We start from the raw sequence: 18037 nt of genomic DNA, 5'->3' as shown, positions 1-18037 counted from the left end.
CGTTGTCGTGGTTTGCCCGCGACCGGTCAGACGGCCGTCACCTTGGCGCGCCTCTCGGCGAGCGATTGGAGCCCGTAAGCGGCCAGCGCGGCGGCCGAGAACGGCAGCAGCACCCAAAGCGGCGGACGTGCCAGCTCCCACACGAACAACGCCGCCCAGATCGGTGCCCGCTGAGTCACGGCAAGTACTCCGGCGGCACAGGTCAGCGATACCGCGGCGACGCTGACCGGGTGAACGTCCAGGGTGTTGATCGCAAGGGCGATAAGCGAACCGAGCGCGGCGCCGGTCGCGAGCGCGGGGGTGAGCATGCCGCCCACCGCGCCGGCGCGCAGGAAAATCGCCGTGAGGATGGGTTTGAGGAGCAGGATCACCGCGGCAGATCCGAGCGTCATGCCACTGTCGAGACTGACAGTCAGGATGCTCTTGCCATTGCCCGGGAGCTCGGGCCACCACACCGAACCAAGGCCGACGAGCAGGCCCGCCGCGGCGATGCCCGGGATGATCAGCCACGACGTGAGCGCCACCGTGGGGCGGGCCAGTGCCATGAGCCGGTTGAATGCCATGCCCACCGCGACCGCCAGGGGGGCCAGGACCAACGCGAAACCGGTCAGTAAATACGACAGGCTCGGGTCCGGCCATTCGAGCGGAGCCCGAACATGCGTCACCGGTGACGCGACGGCGACTGCCAACGCAGAGGTGACCAACGCGGCTCCGACTGCCCGTGGATGCCAGGTGTGCAACATGATCCGGATCGCGAACAACGCACCGCCGACCGGCACGCTGTATACCGCTCCGAGCCCGGCCCCCGCGGCGCAGGCGAGCAGAATCTCGCGGTCGTGGGGCGTCAACGCCCACCGTGAGGTGCCGGCGTCGCCGAGCGCCACGGCAACCTGACGGGGTGCGCCCTCACGGCCCAGCGATGCACCGGAACCCACCACGAGCACCTGGAGCGCGGCGTCGAGCGTCAGTGAAAGCCGGGGGATGGCACGGTGATTGGCGATGGTCGACGCCAGCCCGGGGACTTCGTGGTGCCGACGCAGAACCCACCAGCCGAACCCGGCCAGCGCTCCGCCGATCATCGGGCCGACTGCGCGGCGCACCGGGCTGCTACCGGTGACGCCTTCCAGTAGCGAGCCGAATGTGTACGCATAGGTGAGGTGCTCGACGAAGTGCAGGAGAACCGTCGTCGCCATGCCGGCCAGGCCCGCCAGCAACCCGATGACGACGATGCTGCAGCCGAACTCAAGCTCACGCCTGGTCACTCCGTGAATGTATGCGGGATACGCGGATTCGTCAGCGTGGTCGGGAAAGCCGGTGACGTGGGACTTCCCGCACGGCCGTCGGCGCCCCGCTATCGTCGGTGACGATGCCCAGCGAAACGCCCCGCCTGCTGTTCGTCCACGCCCATCCGGACGACGAAACCCTCACCACCGGCGCCACGATCGCCCATTACGCCGCGCTCGGCGCCGACGTGCATGTGGTGACGTGCACCCTCGGCGAGGAGGGGGAGGTCATCGGCGACCGCTACGCGCGGTTGGCCGTCGACCACGCCGACCAACTCGGCGGATACCGGATCAGCGAGCTGACCAAGGCGCTGAGCGCGCTGGGCATCGGCGCACCGCAGTTCCTCGGCGGCCCCGGTCGGTGGCGCGACTCGGGCATGGAGGGTTCACCGGCGCGCAAACAACAACGCTTCATCGACGCCGATTTCGACGAGGCAGTCGGCGAACTGGTGCAGATCATCGAGAACCTCCGACCTCACGTCGTCGTCACCTACGACCCCGACGGCGGGTACGGGCACCCCGACCACAAGCAGGCCCACCTCGTCACCACTGCCGCTGTCGCGGCTGCCGGCTGGGACGTCCCCAAGTTCTATTGGACGGTCATGGCGAGCACCGCGATGCGTGCCGGCCTCACGGGCCTGCAGGACGTTCCCGAGGACTGGATCCGGATCGACGTCGGCGATGTTCCGTTCGGGTACGCCGACGACCAGATCGATGCCGTCGTCGACGCCACCGCGCAGCTGCCGGCCAAGGTCGCCGCGATGCGCGCGCACGCCACCCAAGTCACCGTCGCCTCCGACGGGAGCGCATTCGCGCTGTCCAACAACCTCGCCCTGCCGCTGCTCGGTGAGGAGCACTACGTGCTCGTGTCGGGCGCCGCCGGGGAGCGGGACGGGCGTGGGTGGGAAACCGACCTGCTGTGCGGACTGAATCTGCAATAGCCAAAACCGGACGCGGTAAGCTCCGGTGAATCAGACGCGTCGAAGGGACATTCATGGACCCCGATCTGGATCCGAATCTGCAGCACTGGCAGGACCGTTTTGACAACTACCAGTGGGTGGTGGGTTCGATGGTCGGGCTGCTCGACAGCATTCCCACCTGACCCCGCCCTCGGACCTGGTGCTGGGTCGCATCGTCCTGGCACTGCTCGCGGTTGACGGCGTCATCTCGGCCGTCGTAGGTGCATTGCTGCTGCCCTCATATATCGGATCGATCCCATTTCCGGTGAGCGCGCTGGCGGTCGGAGTGGTCAACACCGCGCTCGTGTGGGCGGCCATGTACTGGACCGATTCCATGCGGATGGCGGCCCTGCCCCTGTGGACTTGGCTGGCCACCGTCGTTGCCATGACGTTCGGCGGCCCAGGCGGAGACATCATCTTCGCCGGCCGCGGATTGATGTCCTACGGATCGCTGATATTCATCGCCGCCGGTGCGTTACCACCGGCGGCGATGCTTCGACTGCGCTACCGCCGCTGACCTAGCTCTTGCCGTTGTCGGACTTGCTGTTGTCCTTGGACTGCTGGGAATCCTTGGACGACACGGTCTTTTCCTTCTTGACCTTGGGCTTCGGCGCCACGTTCTTGACCGCGTTCCTGACTGCCTCGCGGGTGTCGTCGGTGGCTTTCTTCACGCCCGCCGCCGACTTGTCGAAGGCAGAGCGGATGCCCTGTTTGCCTGAGGGCACGGTACGGGCCGGTGTCTTGTCGACCGCTTCTGTCTTGTCGACCGAGGTTTCGTTCGGCGCCTCGGTTGCTGTCGTATCGGCGCCGACATTCCGCAGAGACTCGCGTACCGACTTCGGGACGACGCTGATGTCGTCTTTCTGTGCGGTCGTGATCTCCTGCGCGCCGGTGTAGTCCGAAATGGCCTTGACGGTGTCTTTGAGGCCGTTGGCGAGGTTCTCCGACGCTTCCTTGGCGCTCTCGATCGTGCCTTCGAGAGCCTTTTCGGCTGTGCTCCCGGCGATCTCCGTGACCGGATTCACTTCGTCCGCCGCTGCCTGCACCTTGAGACGGTCGGTGAGGGTTGCGAGGCCGGTTCCCCCGGCCAGCGACTTGAACGCCGTGGCGAAGTCGTCGCGGGCCTTGGCGAGTGCGTCGGTCAGCGACGTGAGCGGGCTCTGGACGGCGCCTCCGAGCGCTGCTGTCGGTGCGGCGAGCGCGCTGGCCAGGAACGGTCCCTGCAGCGGCGGACGCGGTGGGAGCGGGATCGGCGGCAACGGGATGAACGTGCCGACGACATCGATGCCCAGCCACGCGACGGCCAGGACGGCATCCACGCCGAAGTCGGCGAGGTTCTGGATGATGCCGCCGTTCCCGCGCAACCAGTCGGTGAAGTTGAAGACGCCGCTGGCGACGAGGGATTGGCCGAAGTTGTAGGCGTCCATGAGTAGGCCGCCGGCCCATCCGCCGACCCAGGGAATCCATCCGAGTGCGTATGCGCCGACTTCGAATCCCCACCGCACCCAGGGCTCGACCGTCACATAGACCTGGTCGATCGTGTTGGCCAGATTAGGTGCGATAGCGATCGCGGTGGGTTGTGCGGTCACATCACCGGCGACCGCGGCCGACGGCGCGATGCCCGGCGCGGCGGCGGAACCGGTCTGGGTGGGGAGCTTCGGTGCCACCGCGGCCGTCATCCGGCTGGCCGCGGCGAGCAGATCGACCATGGCCTGCGTCAGCTGCGGCTGTGTGGAGGTCGGGTGCGCGGGGACGGCGATGTCAGCCGGAGCTGGTTGGACCGGGGTGAGCGCGATGGCTGTGGCGGTAGCTGCGGCGGCTCCTGCCACCAGATATGAACGAACACTTGTGGGCATCACGACTCCTTCGGTATCCCCTTCCCGACGGAAACAACTTACGCGGTCGGCAACCCGTTCGTCGTTCCTTTATGGTGTGTGTCCCCTAAGGGCCTGACGCCGTGCGGACATGCTGGGTCTATCGTGGCGGTTATGCCGGGCGCATTGGTTTCAGAATGTGAGACGCGTGGATGATTGTGCACAACGACGGGGTTACACGGGAGTGGCTCTGAACCCCCAGCACGGCGCCGATCTGCCCACCCCGGCCGTCCCACCGAAATCCGCGGTGCCCAGCGCGCCGACCACTTCGGGCGCCCTACGGCGGGTGTTGCGCCGAGCCCGTGACGGCGTGACGCTCAATGTCGACGAGGCCGCCATCGCGTTGACGGCCCGCGGCGAGGATTTGGCCGATCTGTGTGCCAGCGCCGCCCGGGTGCGCGACGCCGGCCTGGAATCAGCCGGCCGGCGTGGAGCCGGCGGCCGGCTTCCGGTCAGCTACTCGCGCAAGGTCTTCATCCCGGTGACGCATCTGTGCCGAGACACCTGCCATTACTGCACCTTCGTCACCGTGCCCGGCAAGCTGCGCGCGCAGGGCATGGGCATGTACATGGAGCCCGACGAGATCCTCGACGTGGCCCGCCAGGGTGCCGAGCTGGGCTGCAAGGAAGCGCTGTTCACCCTCGGTGACCGCCCCGAAGATCGCTGGGACGAGGCGCGGCAATGGCTCGACGAGCGTGGCTACGACTCCACGCTGGACTACGTGCGGGCCATGGCCATCCGCGTGCTCGAGGAGACCGGCCTGCTGCCGCATCTGAACCCCGGCGTGATGAGCTGGTCGGAGTTGTCGCGCCTGAAGCCCGTCGCGCCGTCCATGGGAATGATGCTGGAGACCACCTCGCGGCGTCTGTTCGAGATCAAGGGCGAGGCCCACTACGGCAGCCCGGACAAAGATCCTGCGGTGCGGCTGCGGACGCTGGACGACGCCGGTCGGTTGTCGATCCCGTTCACCACCGGCCTGCTGGTGGGCATCGGCGAGACGCTGACCGAGCGTGCCGAGACCATGCATGCGATCCGCAAGTCCCACAAGGAGTTCGGCCACGTTCAGGAAGTGATCGTGCAGAACTTCCGGGCCAAGGACCACACCGCGATGGCATCGACGCCCGATGCCGGGATCGACGACTTCCTGGCGACGATCGCGGTGACGCGCCTGGTGCTGGGGCCCAAGATGCGTATCCAGGCCCCGCCCAACCTGGTGTCGCGTGACGAATGCCTGGCGCTGATCGGCGCCGGCGTCGACGACTGGGGCGGTGTGTCACCGCTGACCCCCGACCACGTCAACCCGGAACGGCCCTGGCCGGCGCTGGACGATCTGGCCGACGTCACCGCCGAGGCAGGTTACGACCTGGTGCAGCGGCTGACCGCGCAACCGCAGTACGTGCAGGCGGGTGCGGCATGGATCGATCCGCGGGTGCGCGGGCATGTCGATGCGCTGGCCGATCCCGACACCGGGTTCGCGCTCGACGTCAAACCCGTGGGCCTGCAGTGGCAAGAACCCGACGAAGCGGGTTCGCTGGGCCGCATCGATCTGCACTCCGCGATCGACTCCGAGGGCCGGCTCACCGAGACCCGCAGCGACCTGGACAGTGCATTCGGCGACTGGGAGTCGATCCGCGCCAAGGTGCACGAGCTCGCCGCCCGCGCGCCCGAACGAATCGACACCGACGTGCTGGCTGCGCTGCGCTCCGCCGAACGGGATCCGGGCGGCTGCAGCGACGACGAGTACCTCGCGCTGGCCACCGCGGACGGTCCGGCACTGGAAGCCGTTACCGCACTGGCGGATTCGTTGCGTCGCGATGTCGTCGGGGATGACGTCACGTTCGTCGTCAACCGCAACATCAACTTCACCAACATCTGCTACACCGGCTGCCGGTTCTGCGCGTTCGCGCAGCGTAAGGGTGACGCCGACGCGTACTCGCTGTCCACCGACGAGGTTGCCGACCGTGCCTGGGAGGCGCATGTCGCGGGTGCCACCGAGGTCTGCATGCAGGGCGGTATCGACCCGGAACTTCCGGTCACCGGTTACGCCGATCTGGTGCGTGCCGTCAAGGCACGGGTGCCGTCGATGCACGTGCACGCGTTCAGCCCGATGGAGATCGCGAACGGCGTGACCCGCAGCGGGCTGTCCGTGCGGGAATGGCTGACAAGTCTGCGTGAGGCCGGTCTCGACACCATCCCGGGCACGGCCGCCGAGATCCTCGACGACGAGGTGCGCTGGGTGCTCACCAAGGGCAAGCTGCCGACGTCAGAGTGGATCAACGTGGTGACGACCGCGCACGAGGTGGGGCTGCGCTCGTCGTCGACGATGATGTACGGCCACGTGGACACGCCCAAGCACTGGGTCGGGCACCTCAACGTGCTCCGTGGCATCCAGGACAAGACCGGCGGATTCACCGAATTCGTGCCACTGCCGTTTGTGCACCAGTCCTCACCGCTGTATCTGGCCGGCGGCGCGCGTCCCGGGCCCACGCACCGCGACAACCGCGCAGTGCACGCCTTGGCACGGATCATGTTGCACGGCCGGATCCCGTCGATTCAGACCAGCTGGGTCAAACTCGGCGTCGAACGCACCCAGGTGATGCTGCGCGGCGGCGCCAACGATCTCGGCGGCACGTTGATGGAGGAGACCATCTCCCGGATGGCCGGCTCGGAGAACGGGTCAGCCAAGACGGTGGCCGAACTCGTCGCGATCGCCGAGGGCATCGGCCGCCCTGCCCGTCAACGCACCACGGATTACTCGCCCCTCGCTGCCTGACTCCCTTCCCGCCGTGGATGCGCTGGCAGTACCCACACCATCGCGCTCGCTAGGATCAGATCGGCCACTGGACCAGCCATGGCTGGCCCATAGCTGGGTTCGTTCGCAACTGACACGGTGGTGCACATGTCGAGCCAGGCTGGCAGCTCTGGGCTGCGGGGACGCGAACGTGATTGCGCGGTCCTGACGGAACTGGTCGCCGCAGCCGGCTCGGGTCAGGGCCAGGTACTGGTGCTGCGTGGTGAGGCGGGTATCGGTAAGACCGCGCTGCTGGATCATGTGGCCGAATTCGCTTCGGCCTCGGCGGGGTTCCGAGCATTGCGGGTCGCCGGGGTGCAGTCCGACCTGGACCTCGCCTATGCCGGCCTGCAACAGTTGTGCTCACCGCTGATGGGCCACCTCGGTGGGTTGCCGGGCCCGCAGCGGGACGCGCTGACCGTCGCCTTCGGCTATGGCACCGGACCGACGCCGGACCGGTTTCTGGTCGGGTTGGCGGTCCTGAGCCTGCTGGCGGCGGCCTCCGCCGACCAGTCGGTGCTGTGCATCGTCGATGACGCACAGTGGCTCGACCAGGTATCGGTGCAGACGCTGGGTTTCGTCGCACGACGGTTACTGGCCGAACGGGTCGCTCTCGTCTTCGCGATTCGCGACGGGCATTCGGAGATACTGGCCGGACTTCCCGAACTCATTGTCACCGGGCTGTCCGATGCCGACGCGCGAGCCCTGCTCGAATCGGTGATGCTCGGCGGTATCGACCCGTTGGTGCGGGACCGGATCGTCGCCGAGACCCGCGGTGTCCCACTGGCGATTCTCGATGTACCGCAGACCGTTTCGGCTACCGAGCTGGCGGGCGGCTTCTGGATCTCCGGCAAGCGTTCTTCCACCGCGGCCATCGAGGAGGGTTTCGTGCAGCGCATTCAGGCGCTGCCGGAGAGCACCCGGTGGCTGCTGCTCGTCGCAGCGGCCGAACCAGTGGGTGATCCCGCTCTGTTTCTGCGGGCCACGGCCTCGCTCGGCATCCCGGCCGACGCGCTGGGCCCGGCCGAGGCGGCCGGTCTCATCGAGTTCGGCACCCGGATGCGGTTCCTGCATCCGCTGATGCGTTCGGCCGCTTACCGCGCTGCCGAACTGGGCGAACGCAGGACCGCTCATCGAGCGTTGGCGGATGCGACCGATCCGAGCGATCACCCCGATCGTCGGGCATGGCATGCCGCCGCGGCGGCGACCGGACCCGACGACACGGTGGCCGCCGAGCTGGCCGCCTCGGCTGACCGCGCGCAGAGTAGGGGTGGAATCGCCTCGGCTGCAGCGTTTTTGGAGCGCTCGACCGTGCTCACCCGAGACCCCGAGCTGCGCGGCTCTCGCGCGATCACCGCGGCCCAGGCCAAGCGCGAAGCGGCGTCACCCGATGCGGCCTACGCACTGCTCGCGATCGCGGATTCCGCCTCGCTGTCTGCGCTGCAGCGAGCTCAGGTCGCGCGCATGCGCGCGCAGATGGACTTCGTCCGCAGCCGGGCCGGCGCAGCGGGAGCTCCGAAGGTCGGCGATGCGGCTGCGCACCTTCTCGCCGTCGCGCGGACCCTCGATGGACTCGACGATGACCTGGCCCGCGAGACGTACCTGGAGGCGCTCACCGCTGCGATGTACGCCGGGCGTCTCGCTGACCCCGGCCTGCTGGCAGAGGTGGCCGCGGCGGGCGGAACAGCGGTCGGCCGGGTGGCGCGGCTCGAACGTCCGCACGACTTCCTGCTGCGGGGCATGTCGTCGCGGATCATGAACGGACCCGGTGCGGGGTCCGCCGATCTGCGTGCGGCCCTTGAACTCTGGAACACCCACGCAGAACAGAGCCCGGGTCAATGGCTGTTCTGGCCGTTCCCCGTCGCGCAGGAATCGGCCGCGCATGAGATGTGGGACGACAAGGTATTGGAGCGCATCGCCACCGACACCGTGCGTCGGGCCCGGGAAGCGGGAGCGCTGGCCGCTCTGCCGCCCGCTCTCGGGTACCGGGCCGGCGTGCATTTCTATCGCGGCGAATTCGATGCAGCGACAAGGCTTATCGAAGAATCGAATGCTATCAACGCATCGATGGGTTATGTGCCGGTGCGCTACCACAGTTTGACGGTGGCAGCGTGGCGGGGCATGCACGACGAGGCCCTCGCCATCATCGCGGGAGCCGCCGCCGACGGGGCGGCCAGGGGCGAAGGACGGCTGCTCGGGCTTTGCGGCTTCAGCACCACGGTGCTCTACAACGGTCTCGGCCGCTACGAGGAGGCCCTGGCGGCGGCACAGACGGCCTGCGAATACGAGGACCTCGGGTTCTACAGCTGGTGCTTGTACGAACTCATCGAGGCGGCGGTGCATCTCGGTGACCGGGAGTCCGCCATCGCTGCGCTGCCGGCATTTCGGGAGCGGGCGGAAGTCAGCGGTACTGACTGGGGCCTTGGTGCACTGGCGGCGGCGCAGGCACTACTGGCCGACAACGAGAACGCCGAGGCCAGATTCGTCGAGGCGATCGAGCGATTGGAACGCGCCGATATCGCCTTGCACCTGTCGAGGGCCCGGCTGTCCTACGGGGAATGGCTGCGCCGGGTGAACCGCCGCACCGAGGCCCGGCGCCAACTCGCTGCAGCCCACGACATCTTCACCAAGATGGGCGCGCAGGGATTCGCCGAACGAGCCCGCCGGGAGTTGTTGGTGACCGGGGAGAAGGTCCGCAAACAACCGGTGGTGTCTGGTGATCAGCTGACCTCGCAGGAGGCGCAGATCGCCGGCCTGGCCCGCGACGGGCTGACCAATCAGGAGATCGGCACACAGTTGTTCATCAGCAATCACACCGTGGAGTGGCACCTGCGCAAGGTTTTCGTCAAGCTCGGCATCACCTCGCGCCGCCAATTGCGCACAGTGTCGTGGTCTGGATAGTTCTCGCCGCCCGGGGGCGTTCTACGGGAAAGGCAGGTCATGTCGACCGTGTCTCAGCCCTCAGAAGGAGAGAACATGAGCTTGGATAGCATTGCGCACCTTGGTAATCGGGGTCTCGATGAGTTGGTCCCGTCGCGCTACGCGGTGCAGGTCGGCGACATCGAGGTGCTGGTGATCAGCGATGGGGTGCTGCCGATCACCGCTTCGACGTTGGCCACCAACGCCGAACCAAGCGAGCTGGCGGGCTGGCTCGGCGACAATTTCCTGCCGCCCGAGGTGGTCGACTGGCCGCTGAATGTGGTGGTGGTGCGCACCGGCGAACGAACCATTCTCGTCGACGCCGGACTGGGGCTGGAGTTTCCGGATTTCCCGCGGGCCGGCAATACTGTGCAGCGACTCGAGGCGGCCGGTGTCGATCTGACGTCGGTGACCGATGTGGTGCTCACCCACATGCACATGGACCACGTCGGCGGGCTGATCACCAAGGGCGTCAAGGAAAGACTGCGCCCAGACCTGCGGGTCCACGCCGCGACGGCAGAGGCCGAGTTCTGGGAGTCACCCGATTTCTCCCGCACTGTCATGCCGCAGCCGATCCCGGACGTGCTGCGCCGGGTCGCCACGCAGTTCCTCGACGAGTACCGCGGGCAGTTGCGAACGTTCGAGACGGAGTACGAGGTCGCACCGGGCGTGCTCATCAGCCGCACCGGCGGACACACCCCCGGACACAGCGTGGTCCGCCTGGACTCCCGGGGCGAGAAGCTGACTTTCGCCGGCGACGCTGTGTTCGCGCCAGGTTTCGACAACCCCGAGTGGCAAAACGGATTCGAACACGACCCCGAGGAGGCGGCCCGCGTCCGGGTCGATCTGTTGCGGGAGCTGGCGGCGACCGGCGAGTCATTGGTGGCCACCCACCTGCCGTTCCCGTCGGTCTGCCGCGTTGCGGACGCCGGAGACGCGTTCCGCTGCGTTCCGGCTGTCTGGGACTACTGAACGCCTGTCGGATCGGGCTCGACGTGGCCGCCACCACGGATCGGACTACGGATTTTCAGGGGTCCGCGTAGGGCCCGCACAGGTGAGGCTGGATCCAGACGGAAACCAACTCTCACCTGGAGGTTCTCAACATGGATGTGCTCGACGCCAATACGCCGGCGGCGCAACAGTGACGCTGACATCTGTCCCGGACACATCGGACACCGCCGAATCCGACGCCGAGATGGCGGCGCGGTTCACCCGGGAGGCCGGCCCGCTGCGCGATGTGCTTCAACGCGGGGCCCGCCGGCTGACCCGAACCGAAGCCGACGCCGAGGATCTGTTGCAGGACACCCTGTTGCACGCTTATGCGGGCTTCCGCAAGTTCCAGGCGGGTACCAATCTGCGGGCGTGGTTGTTCCGGATCATGTACAACCGGTGGGTCAGCAACCACCGGGTTACGCAACGGCGGTTGGCCGAGATCGCGGTGGAGGACGTCACCGACCGTGATCTGGCTCGTGTTGCCGTGTACCGCTCCGACAGTCTGCGTTCCGCGGAGACCGAGGCGCTGGGCGCACTGCCCGATCCCAGTCTCACCGAGGCGTTGGCCGAACTCCCCGACGGCTACCCGGCGGTGCTGTATTACGCCTGCGTCGAGGGATACACCTACGCCCAAACCGCCGCCATCCTGAACATCCCGGTCGGCACCGTGATGTCGCGAGCATCCCGTGGGCGGCAGCGGTTACGGGAATCGTTGGCGCCGCCCGAACAACGTATCGCCTAGTCAAGGAGGCGCAGTGGAATTATCCCAGCAATGCGCGCTGGTCACCGGCGGCACCGCCGGTATCGGGCTGGCTTCGGCACGGCTTCTGGCCCAGGCTGGTGCGTCGGTCATGATCACCGGCCGTGATGCCGACCGCGGTGCCGCCGCGGCCGCCGGAATCGGACCGCGCGCCCGATTCATCCAGGCCGATCTGTCCGACATCCGCGCGGTGAAAGAGCTTGTGAAGCAGGTAGACACGGTCGACGTCCTGGTGAACAACGCAGCGAGCTTCCCGGCCGCGCTGACCGTCGACCAGGAAGTCTCGTCCTTCGAGCGGACGTATGGCACGAACGTCCGTGGACTCTATTTCCTCACCGCGGGGTTGGTGCCCGGGATGCTGCAGCGGGGACGGGGCAGCATCGTGAATGTGACCACCATGGTGGCGACGAAGGGTATCGCCGGTGCGTCGGCCTACAGCGCCTCCAAGGCGGCGGTGGAATCCCTGACTCGCACATGGGCGGTGGAATTCGGCCCAGCCGGGGTGCGGGCGAACAGCGTAGCTCCCGGACCGACCAGAACCGAAGGCGTGCAGGCGGAATGGGGCGAGTCCAACGAGGAGCTCGGTCGGTCGCTGCCGTTGGGCCGCACCGCGGACCCCGAGGAGATCGCCCAGGCGGTCCTCTTCTTGGCCTCGCCACGTTCGAGTTTCGTCACCGGTTCGACATTGCACGTCGACGGTGGCGGGAGTGCCCTGTGAACCGTTCGGTCGGTACCGGATTGAGGAGCAGCCATGACGAAGAAATATGACCCGGCTTGGGAAGGCGCACTGACCGTGGTGCACGAGGTGGTGCCTCCGTTCCTTCCCCACGGGGCACATGCGATGACGGTGGTCATCGAGTATCCACCGGGCAGCGCAGGTGCACCCCCGCACAAACATCCCGGTGGCCCCGCGTTCGGCTACATGCTCGAGGGGGAGATGCTCTTCGAGCTGGAGGGTGAACCGCCCCGTGTCATCCGCGCGGGGGAGGCGTTCTGGGAGCCCGGCGGCGATGTCATCCACTACTCGGATGCCAACCACCGCGACGACATCCGCAGCAGGTTCCTGGTCACCATGTTGTGCGTACCAGGGCAACCGATGCTGACCCTCGTCGACGACGAAGAGCTCGCTGCGCGGGCGCACCTGCGCGTTGTCGCCGAAAGCGAAGGGTGACGGCCCGTCGGCAGGAGGGCCTGGTGTATCGGCGAACGTGCCATGCGCCGAGGCGATTGCCAAGGGTATCGGCCGGCCGGCCCGTCAACGAACCACGGATTACTCGCCCCGCGCTGCGTAAGTAATGCCACGGGCGATCCCGCTGTACCGTGAGCGTGCGTGTCTGTCGGTGGACGCGGACTACGACAGTGCGCTCGCGCGGGTCAGGCAATTTACGTCGTGCCCGTCGCCGGCGGTTCCCGAGTCTGTCAACCGCCCACTGAGGATCTCGCAGGCCAGGCTCCCGGCATCGCCGATGATCGGGTCCGCACCCACCATCTGGTCGCCGACCCCGCTACTGAACAACGTCGCCTGGCCGCCGCAATGCGTGCCGGTCAGCAGAGTGCCCGCCGGACCCGAGGGCGTTGTGATGTCGATGCAGTTCGCGCCGGTCCATCTGACCACGGTCGTGTAGCCGCCTCCAGCTGTGGTGGCGGGGACGGCCGGAACCGGTGCGGCCGGGCCGGTCGCGGCCGGACCGCTGCCATTCCCGTCGTAGAGCGGGAGCCCTCCGCCGCCGGATGCCGACCCTCCTCCGGTCTCGCACGCGACGCCGTCGCCGTCCCGGTCCAGTTTCGTGCTGTAACCGGGTTGGCCCGCATAGAGGGGAGCGGCGCCGGCGGCTCGGGCCGCTGCGCAATTCGGGTAGGCGTTGGCGATCGGCGCCGCGAGGAGTGAGCTTGTTGCTGCGGCAGACATCAGGATGAGGGCGAGTAGGCGCATACCAGTGGTTCCGATCTTCAAATTGACAACTACGCAAATTGCTGACCACCGCATGATGCGCCGCCGGACTCAAGATCGAGAAGAAATCCGAGAAAATCGGGAATTGAATCGGACCACGGTCCGGTTAGTGTTTGGTGAAGGTGCCGGACCGACCGGCTCTCGAACCAAGGAGACACCATGACCGTCGCAGTAGCCACCGACCTGACCGCAGGCACCTGGGCCATCGACCCCGTGCATTCGTCGATCAACTTTTCGGTTCGTCACCTGATGGTGAGCAAGGTCCGCGGCAGCTTCGAGGCGTTCAGCGGCGCCGTCACGGTTGCCGAAGACGGCACCCCGTCGGTCAACGCCACCATCGACGTCACCTCGATCAACACCCGCAACGAGCAGCGCGACGCCCACGTGCGGTCCGCAGACTTCTTCGACGCCGAGAACCACCCGACCGCCACCTTCGTCTCGACCGGTGTGCGTCCCGACGGCGACGACTACATCGTCGACGGCGACTTCACCCTCAAGGGCGTGACCAAGCCGGTCTCGCTGAAGCTCGAGTACAACGGCGTCAACCCGGGTATGGGACAGGGTGCAGTCGCGGGCTTCGAGGCCTCGGTTGTGTTGAACCGCAAGGATTTCGGCATCGACATCGACATGCCGCTGGAGACCGGTGGCACCGTCGTCGGCGACAAGATCACCGTCACCCTGGAGATCGAAGCCCTCAAGCAGGCCTGATCCCGTGCCTTGTCGCGCTGGAGTGGCGCCGGCCAACTGCGCCACTCCAGCGCGACAACGGCGAGCTACAGGCGAGCAGCCAACTCCGTGCCCTGCTTGATGGCCCGCTTGGCATCGAGTTCGGCTGCGACAGCGGCGCCCCCGATGATGTGGGGCTCGATCCCGGCGGTGCGCAACGCATCCTCAAGATCGCGCACCGACTCCTGCCCGGCGCAGATCACCACGTTGTCGACGGGCAGCACCCGTCGGTCGCGGCGCTCGGTACCGAAGCTGATGTGCAAACCCTCATCATCGATGAGCTCATAATTCACCCCGGAAAGCTGTTGTACCCCTTTGGCTTTCAGTGACGCACGATGAACCCAGCCACTGGTCTTGCCGAGGTTGCGGCCCTGTGCGCCCTTGGTGCGCTGCAGCAGATACACCTCGCGGACCGCGGGGGCCGGCAATGCAGTGGTGAGTGCGCCGCGGGTTTCCTGGGGATCGGCCGCACCCCACTCGGCCTTCCACTCCTTGAGATTCAACGTCGGCGACTCGTCGGTTGTCAGGAATTCACTGACGTCAAAACCGATTCCGCCCGCGCCGATCACCGCCACCGACTTGCCCACGGGCGCACCGGTGATGGCCTGGGCGTAGGTGAGGACCTTCGGATGGTCGATGCCGGGAATGGCGGGAAGCCGCGGCGTCACCCCGCTGGCCAGGACCACGTCGTCGAAGCCGGACAGGTCGTCCACCCCAGCCTGGACCCCCAGTCGCACGTCGACCTCGAGCTTGTCGAGCATGGTGGTGTAGTACCGGATGGTCTCGTTGAACTCTTCCTTGCCGGGAATCCTTCTGGCCAGGTCGAATTGCCCGCCGATCGCCGACCCCGCCTCGAACAGGGTCACCCGGTGGCCGCGCTGGGCGGCGCTGACGGCAGCGGACAGTCCGGCCGGCCCGGCGCCGACGACGGCGACGGACCGGGCGCGGCGCGTCGGGCTGAGCACCAGCGAGGTTTCCCGCCCGGCCCGCGGGTTGAGCAGGCACGAAACCTTCTTGTGTACGAAGGCGTGATCGAGGCAGGCCTGATTGCAGGCGATGCAGGTGTTGATCTCACCGACGCGCTCCTCAGCGGCCTTGAGCACCCAGTCCGGATCGCTGAGGAAGGGCCGGGCCATCGAGATCAACCGCACGTGAGTCTCGGCCAGAGTCTGTTCCGCGGTCTGCGGCATGTTGATCCGATTGGACGCCACCACCGGGATGGAGATGTGCTCGGCCACCGCGCTACTGATGTCGACGAACGCGCTGTTGGGCACCGAGGTGACGATCGTGGGCACCCGTGCCTCGTGCCAGCCGAACCCGGAGTTGACCATCGTCGCTCCGGCCGCCTCGACTTCGGTTGCCAATGCGATGATTTCGTCCCAGCTCTGACCGTCCTCGACATAATCGGCCATCGACATCCGGTAGCAGATGATGAAATCGGAGCCCACCGCCTCGCGCACGCGGCGCACGATCTCGACCGGGAAGCGGCGACGTTTCTCCGGGGTGCCGCCCCACGCGTCGGTGCGCTTGTTGGTGCGCGGGGCCAGGAACTGGTTGAGCAGGTAGCCCTCGCTGCCCATGATCTCGACTCCGTCATAACCCGCCTCGCGGGCCAGCAGCGCGCAGCGGACGAAGTCGTCGATGGTGCCCTCGACATCGCGAAGCGCGCGTGGCCGGAACGGGTTGATGGGGGCCTTGATCGCGGAGGCGCTCACCGAAAGTGGATGGTAGGCATAGCGTCCGGCGTGCAGGATCTGCAACAGGATCTTGCCGTCGGCCTCGTGCACGGCGCCGGTGATCCGGCGATGCCGCCGTGCTTCTGACGAGGACACCAATTGCGAGGCGAACGGCAGCAGCCAGCCGGTCTTGTTCGGGGCGTAGCCGCCGGTGATGATCAGGCCGACGCCGCCGCGGGCCCGCTCGGCGAAGTACTCGGCCAGCTTCGCGGTGTCACTCGCGCGATCTTCCAGGCCGGTGTGCATCGAGCCCATCACCACCCGGTTGCGCAGGGTGGTGAACCCAAGGTCCAGCGGTGACAAAAGGTTCGGATACGCCAAGCCCATGTCGGCAGGGTAGGTGGGACCGTCGGTCCTATGCAACTAGTTGACTGACATTGCCGGGGGTACAAGTAATTGTCGTGGCGACTAGGCGAGGGGTATCTGCAACGTTTAGTATCTGTTACCACGCGCCACCCTTAAATGGTGACGCGCGAAGTTAGGGCACACTGAGACGAGCGTGCAGGTATGCGCAACGCATACTGTGACGTCGACTCATCAGAGTCCCGAACACCGAGCCCAGCAGCCCACTGGACAGGAGAGACATCAGTGACGTACGTCATTGCCGAACCCTGCGTCGACGTCAAAGACAAGGCATGTATCGAGGAGTGCCCGGTCGATTGCATCTACGAGGGTGCACGCATGCTGTACATCCACCCCGATGAGTGTGTGGACTGCGGCGCATGCGAGCCGGTCTGCCCGGTCGAGGCCATCTACTACGAAGATGACGTCCCGGACCAGTGGAGCAGCTACGCGCAGGCCAACGCTGACTTCTTCTCCGAGTTGGGTTCGCCCGGCGGTGCCTCCAAGGTCGGCCAGACGGACAACGACCCGCAGGCGATCAAGGACCTGCCGGCCAAGGCCGAGGACTGAGCACGGTCGAATCCGGCTTCGAGACTGACGTGGTGCGACAGCGTCGTTCGGCGGCATTGCCAGAGTTCCCATGGGACACCCTGGCCGACGTCACGGCTCTGGCTCGTTCGCACCCCGATGGGATCGTCGACCTTTCGGTAGGCACCCCGGTTGATCCGGTGGCGCCGGTGATCCGGGATGCGCTGGCCGCCGCCAGTTCCGCTCCGGGCTATCCGACGACCGCCGGCACCCCGGCCCTTCGTGCCTCCGCCGAGGCGGCGCTGCGACGCCGGTACGGCATCACCGACCTGGCGCCGGATGCGGTCCTGCCGGTGATCGGCACCAAGGAGCTGATCGCCTGGCTGCCGACGCTGTTGGCGATCGGTCCCGGCGATACCGTCGTCGTGCCCGAACTGGCCTACCCCACCTATGAGGTGGGCGCCCTGCTCGCCGGGGCGCAGGTCCTGCGGGCCGACTCGCTGACCCAGCTCGGGCCGCAGCGTCCCGCGCTGATCTACCTGAACTCACCCAGCAACCCCACCGGCCGCGTGCTCGGGGTGGACCACTTGCGCAAGGTGGTGTCCTGGGCCCGTGACCGCGGCGTGGTGATCGCCTCCGACGAGTGCTATCTGGGCCTGAGCTGGGAGGTCGAGCCGTTCAGCGTGCTGCACCCGTCGGTCTGCGACGGCGACCACACCGGGCTGCTGGCCGTGCACTCCCTGTCCAAGACTTCCTCGCTGGCCGGCTACCGCGCCGGGTTCGTCGCGGGCGACCCTGCCGTGGTGGCCGAACTGCTCGCGGTGCGCAAGCACGCCGGGATGATCGTGCCGACGCCGGTGCAGGCCGCGATGGTGGCCGCGCTCGACGACGACGAGCACGAGGCCGTCCAACGCGAGCGGTACGCGAATCGTCGTGCGGTTCTGCTGCCCGCCCTGCAGGCGGCCGGATTCACCGTGGAGCACTCCGAGGCGGGCCTGTACCTGTGGGCCACCCGCGGCGAGCCCTGCCGCGACACCGTGAAGTGGTTGGCCGAGCGCGGAATTCTCGCTGCGCCGGGCGAGTTCTATGGTCCGGCCGGCGCGCAGTACGTGCGGGTCGCGCTGACTGCGACCGACGAGCGCATCGCCGCCGCGGTCCAGCGGTTGGCCGCCTGA

Annotated in this window: 15 protein-coding genes; 11 read left to right on the top strand and 4 right to left on the bottom strand. The window is 67.2% G+C overall.

The window, feature by feature from the left end; translation table 11 throughout:
* Positions 1-26 precede the first annotated feature (26 nt).
* Positions 27-1262, bottom strand: a complete 1236-nt coding sequence (locus ACZYZ7_RS26865) for a chloride channel protein (RefSeq protein ID WP_450069908.1) — start codon at positions 1260-1262, stop codon at positions 27-29.
* A 104-nt stretch (positions 1263-1366) separates the two neighbouring features.
* Between ACZYZ7_RS26865 and mshB the strand changes: the two genes are divergently transcribed.
* Together mshB and ACZYZ7_RS26855 are read left to right on the top strand one after the other, a co-directional pair.
* The gene (gene mshB, locus ACZYZ7_RS26860; RefSeq protein WP_450069907.1) at positions 1367-2224 is read left to right on the top strand and encodes an N-acetyl-1-D-myo-inositol-2-amino-2-deoxy-alpha-D-glucopyranoside deacetylase; all 858 of its coding nucleotides are present in this window, start codon (positions 1367-1369) and stop codon (positions 2222-2224) included.
* Positions 2225-2402: 178 nt separating this feature from the next.
* Positions 2403-2759, top strand: a complete 357-nt coding sequence (locus ACZYZ7_RS26855; RefSeq protein ID WP_450069906.1) for a hypothetical protein — start codon at positions 2403-2405, stop codon at positions 2757-2759.
* 1 nt (position 2760) lies between these two features.
* Here ACZYZ7_RS26855 and ACZYZ7_RS26850 read toward each other — a convergent pair whose 3' ends face one another.
* Positions 2761-4098, bottom strand: a complete 1338-nt coding sequence (locus ACZYZ7_RS26850; protein WP_450069905.1) for a hypothetical protein — start codon at positions 4096-4098, stop codon at positions 2761-2763.
* Positions 4099-4300: 202 nt separating this feature from the next.
* On the opposite strand from ACZYZ7_RS26850, the gene ACZYZ7_RS26845 reads away from it, so the two are divergent.
* The 6 genes from ACZYZ7_RS26845 to ACZYZ7_RS26820 all read left to right on the top strand — a co-directional run bounded on the left by ACZYZ7_RS26845 (position 4301) and on the right by ACZYZ7_RS26820 (position 12750).
* Positions 4301-6889, top strand: coding sequence for a bifunctional FO biosynthesis protein CofGH (locus ACZYZ7_RS26845; protein WP_450069904.1), 2589 nt, complete (start codon positions 4301-4303; stop codon positions 6887-6889).
* Positions 6890-7015: 126 nt separating this feature from the next.
* The gene (locus ACZYZ7_RS26840; RefSeq protein ID WP_450069903.1) at positions 7016-9808 is read left to right on the top strand and encodes a helix-turn-helix transcriptional regulator; all 2793 of its coding nucleotides are present in this window, start codon (positions 7016-7018) and stop codon (positions 9806-9808) included.
* Positions 9809-9883: 75 nt separating this feature from the next.
* Positions 9884-10798: an MBL fold metallo-hydrolase gene (locus tag ACZYZ7_RS26835; RefSeq protein WP_135457351.1), complete on the top strand. Its 915-nt coding sequence runs from the start codon at positions 9884-9886 to the stop codon at positions 10796-10798.
* 169 nt (positions 10799-10967) lie between these two features.
* Positions 10968-11561 carry a sigma-70 family RNA polymerase sigma factor gene (locus ACZYZ7_RS26830; protein WP_450069902.1) on the top strand — a complete coding sequence of 198 codons (594 nt, stop codon included), beginning with the start codon at positions 10968-10970 and terminating at the stop codon, positions 11559-11561.
* A 13-nt stretch (positions 11562-11574) separates the two neighbouring features.
* Positions 11575-12297 (top strand): SDR family NAD(P)-dependent oxidoreductase, encoded by a 723-nt coding sequence (locus tag ACZYZ7_RS26825; protein ID WP_450069901.1) that lies wholly within the window; start codon positions 11575-11577, stop codon positions 12295-12297.
* A 33-nt stretch (positions 12298-12330) separates the two neighbouring features.
* Complete coding sequence (locus ACZYZ7_RS26820) at positions 12331-12750, top strand: cupin domain-containing protein (protein ID WP_450069900.1); 420 nt, start codon at positions 12331-12333, stop codon at positions 12748-12750.
* A gap of 180 nt (positions 12751-12930) precedes the next feature.
* Here ACZYZ7_RS26820 and ACZYZ7_RS26815 read toward each other — a convergent pair whose 3' ends face one another.
* A complete protein-coding gene (locus tag ACZYZ7_RS26815) occupies positions 12931-13488 on the bottom strand; it encodes an excalibur calcium-binding domain-containing protein (RefSeq protein WP_450069899.1) in 558 nt (185 codons plus the stop codon).
* Positions 13489-13689: 201 nt separating this feature from the next.
* On the opposite strand from ACZYZ7_RS26815, the gene ACZYZ7_RS26810 reads away from it, so the two are divergent.
* Positions 13690-14238, top strand: a complete 549-nt coding sequence (locus ACZYZ7_RS26810; RefSeq protein ID WP_135457345.1) for a YceI family protein — start codon at positions 13690-13692, stop codon at positions 14236-14238.
* A 65-nt stretch (positions 14239-14303) separates the two neighbouring features.
* Here ACZYZ7_RS26810 and ACZYZ7_RS26805 read toward each other — a convergent pair whose 3' ends face one another.
* On the bottom strand, positions 14304-16319 hold the full coding sequence (locus ACZYZ7_RS26805) for an FAD-dependent oxidoreductase (protein WP_450069898.1): 2016 nt from the start codon (positions 16317-16319) through the stop codon (positions 14304-14306).
* Between the two features lie 261 nt (positions 16320-16580).
* Between ACZYZ7_RS26805 and fdxA the strand changes: the two genes are divergently transcribed.
* On the top strand, positions 16581-16904 hold the full coding sequence (gene fdxA, locus ACZYZ7_RS26800) for a ferredoxin (RefSeq protein ID WP_036448192.1): 324 nt from the start codon (positions 16581-16583) through the stop codon (positions 16902-16904).
* Between the two features lie 29 nt (positions 16905-16933).
* Entirely contained in the window at positions 16934-18037 is a 1104-nt protein-coding gene (gene dapC, locus ACZYZ7_RS26795) for a succinyldiaminopimelate transaminase (RefSeq protein WP_450069897.1), read from the top strand.

Source organism: Mycobacterium sp. IDUB_17 (genome assembly GCF_055419465.1).
Note: the sequence above shows the minus strand (reverse complement) of the source record. Positions and strands in the feature narration are given on the sequence as shown.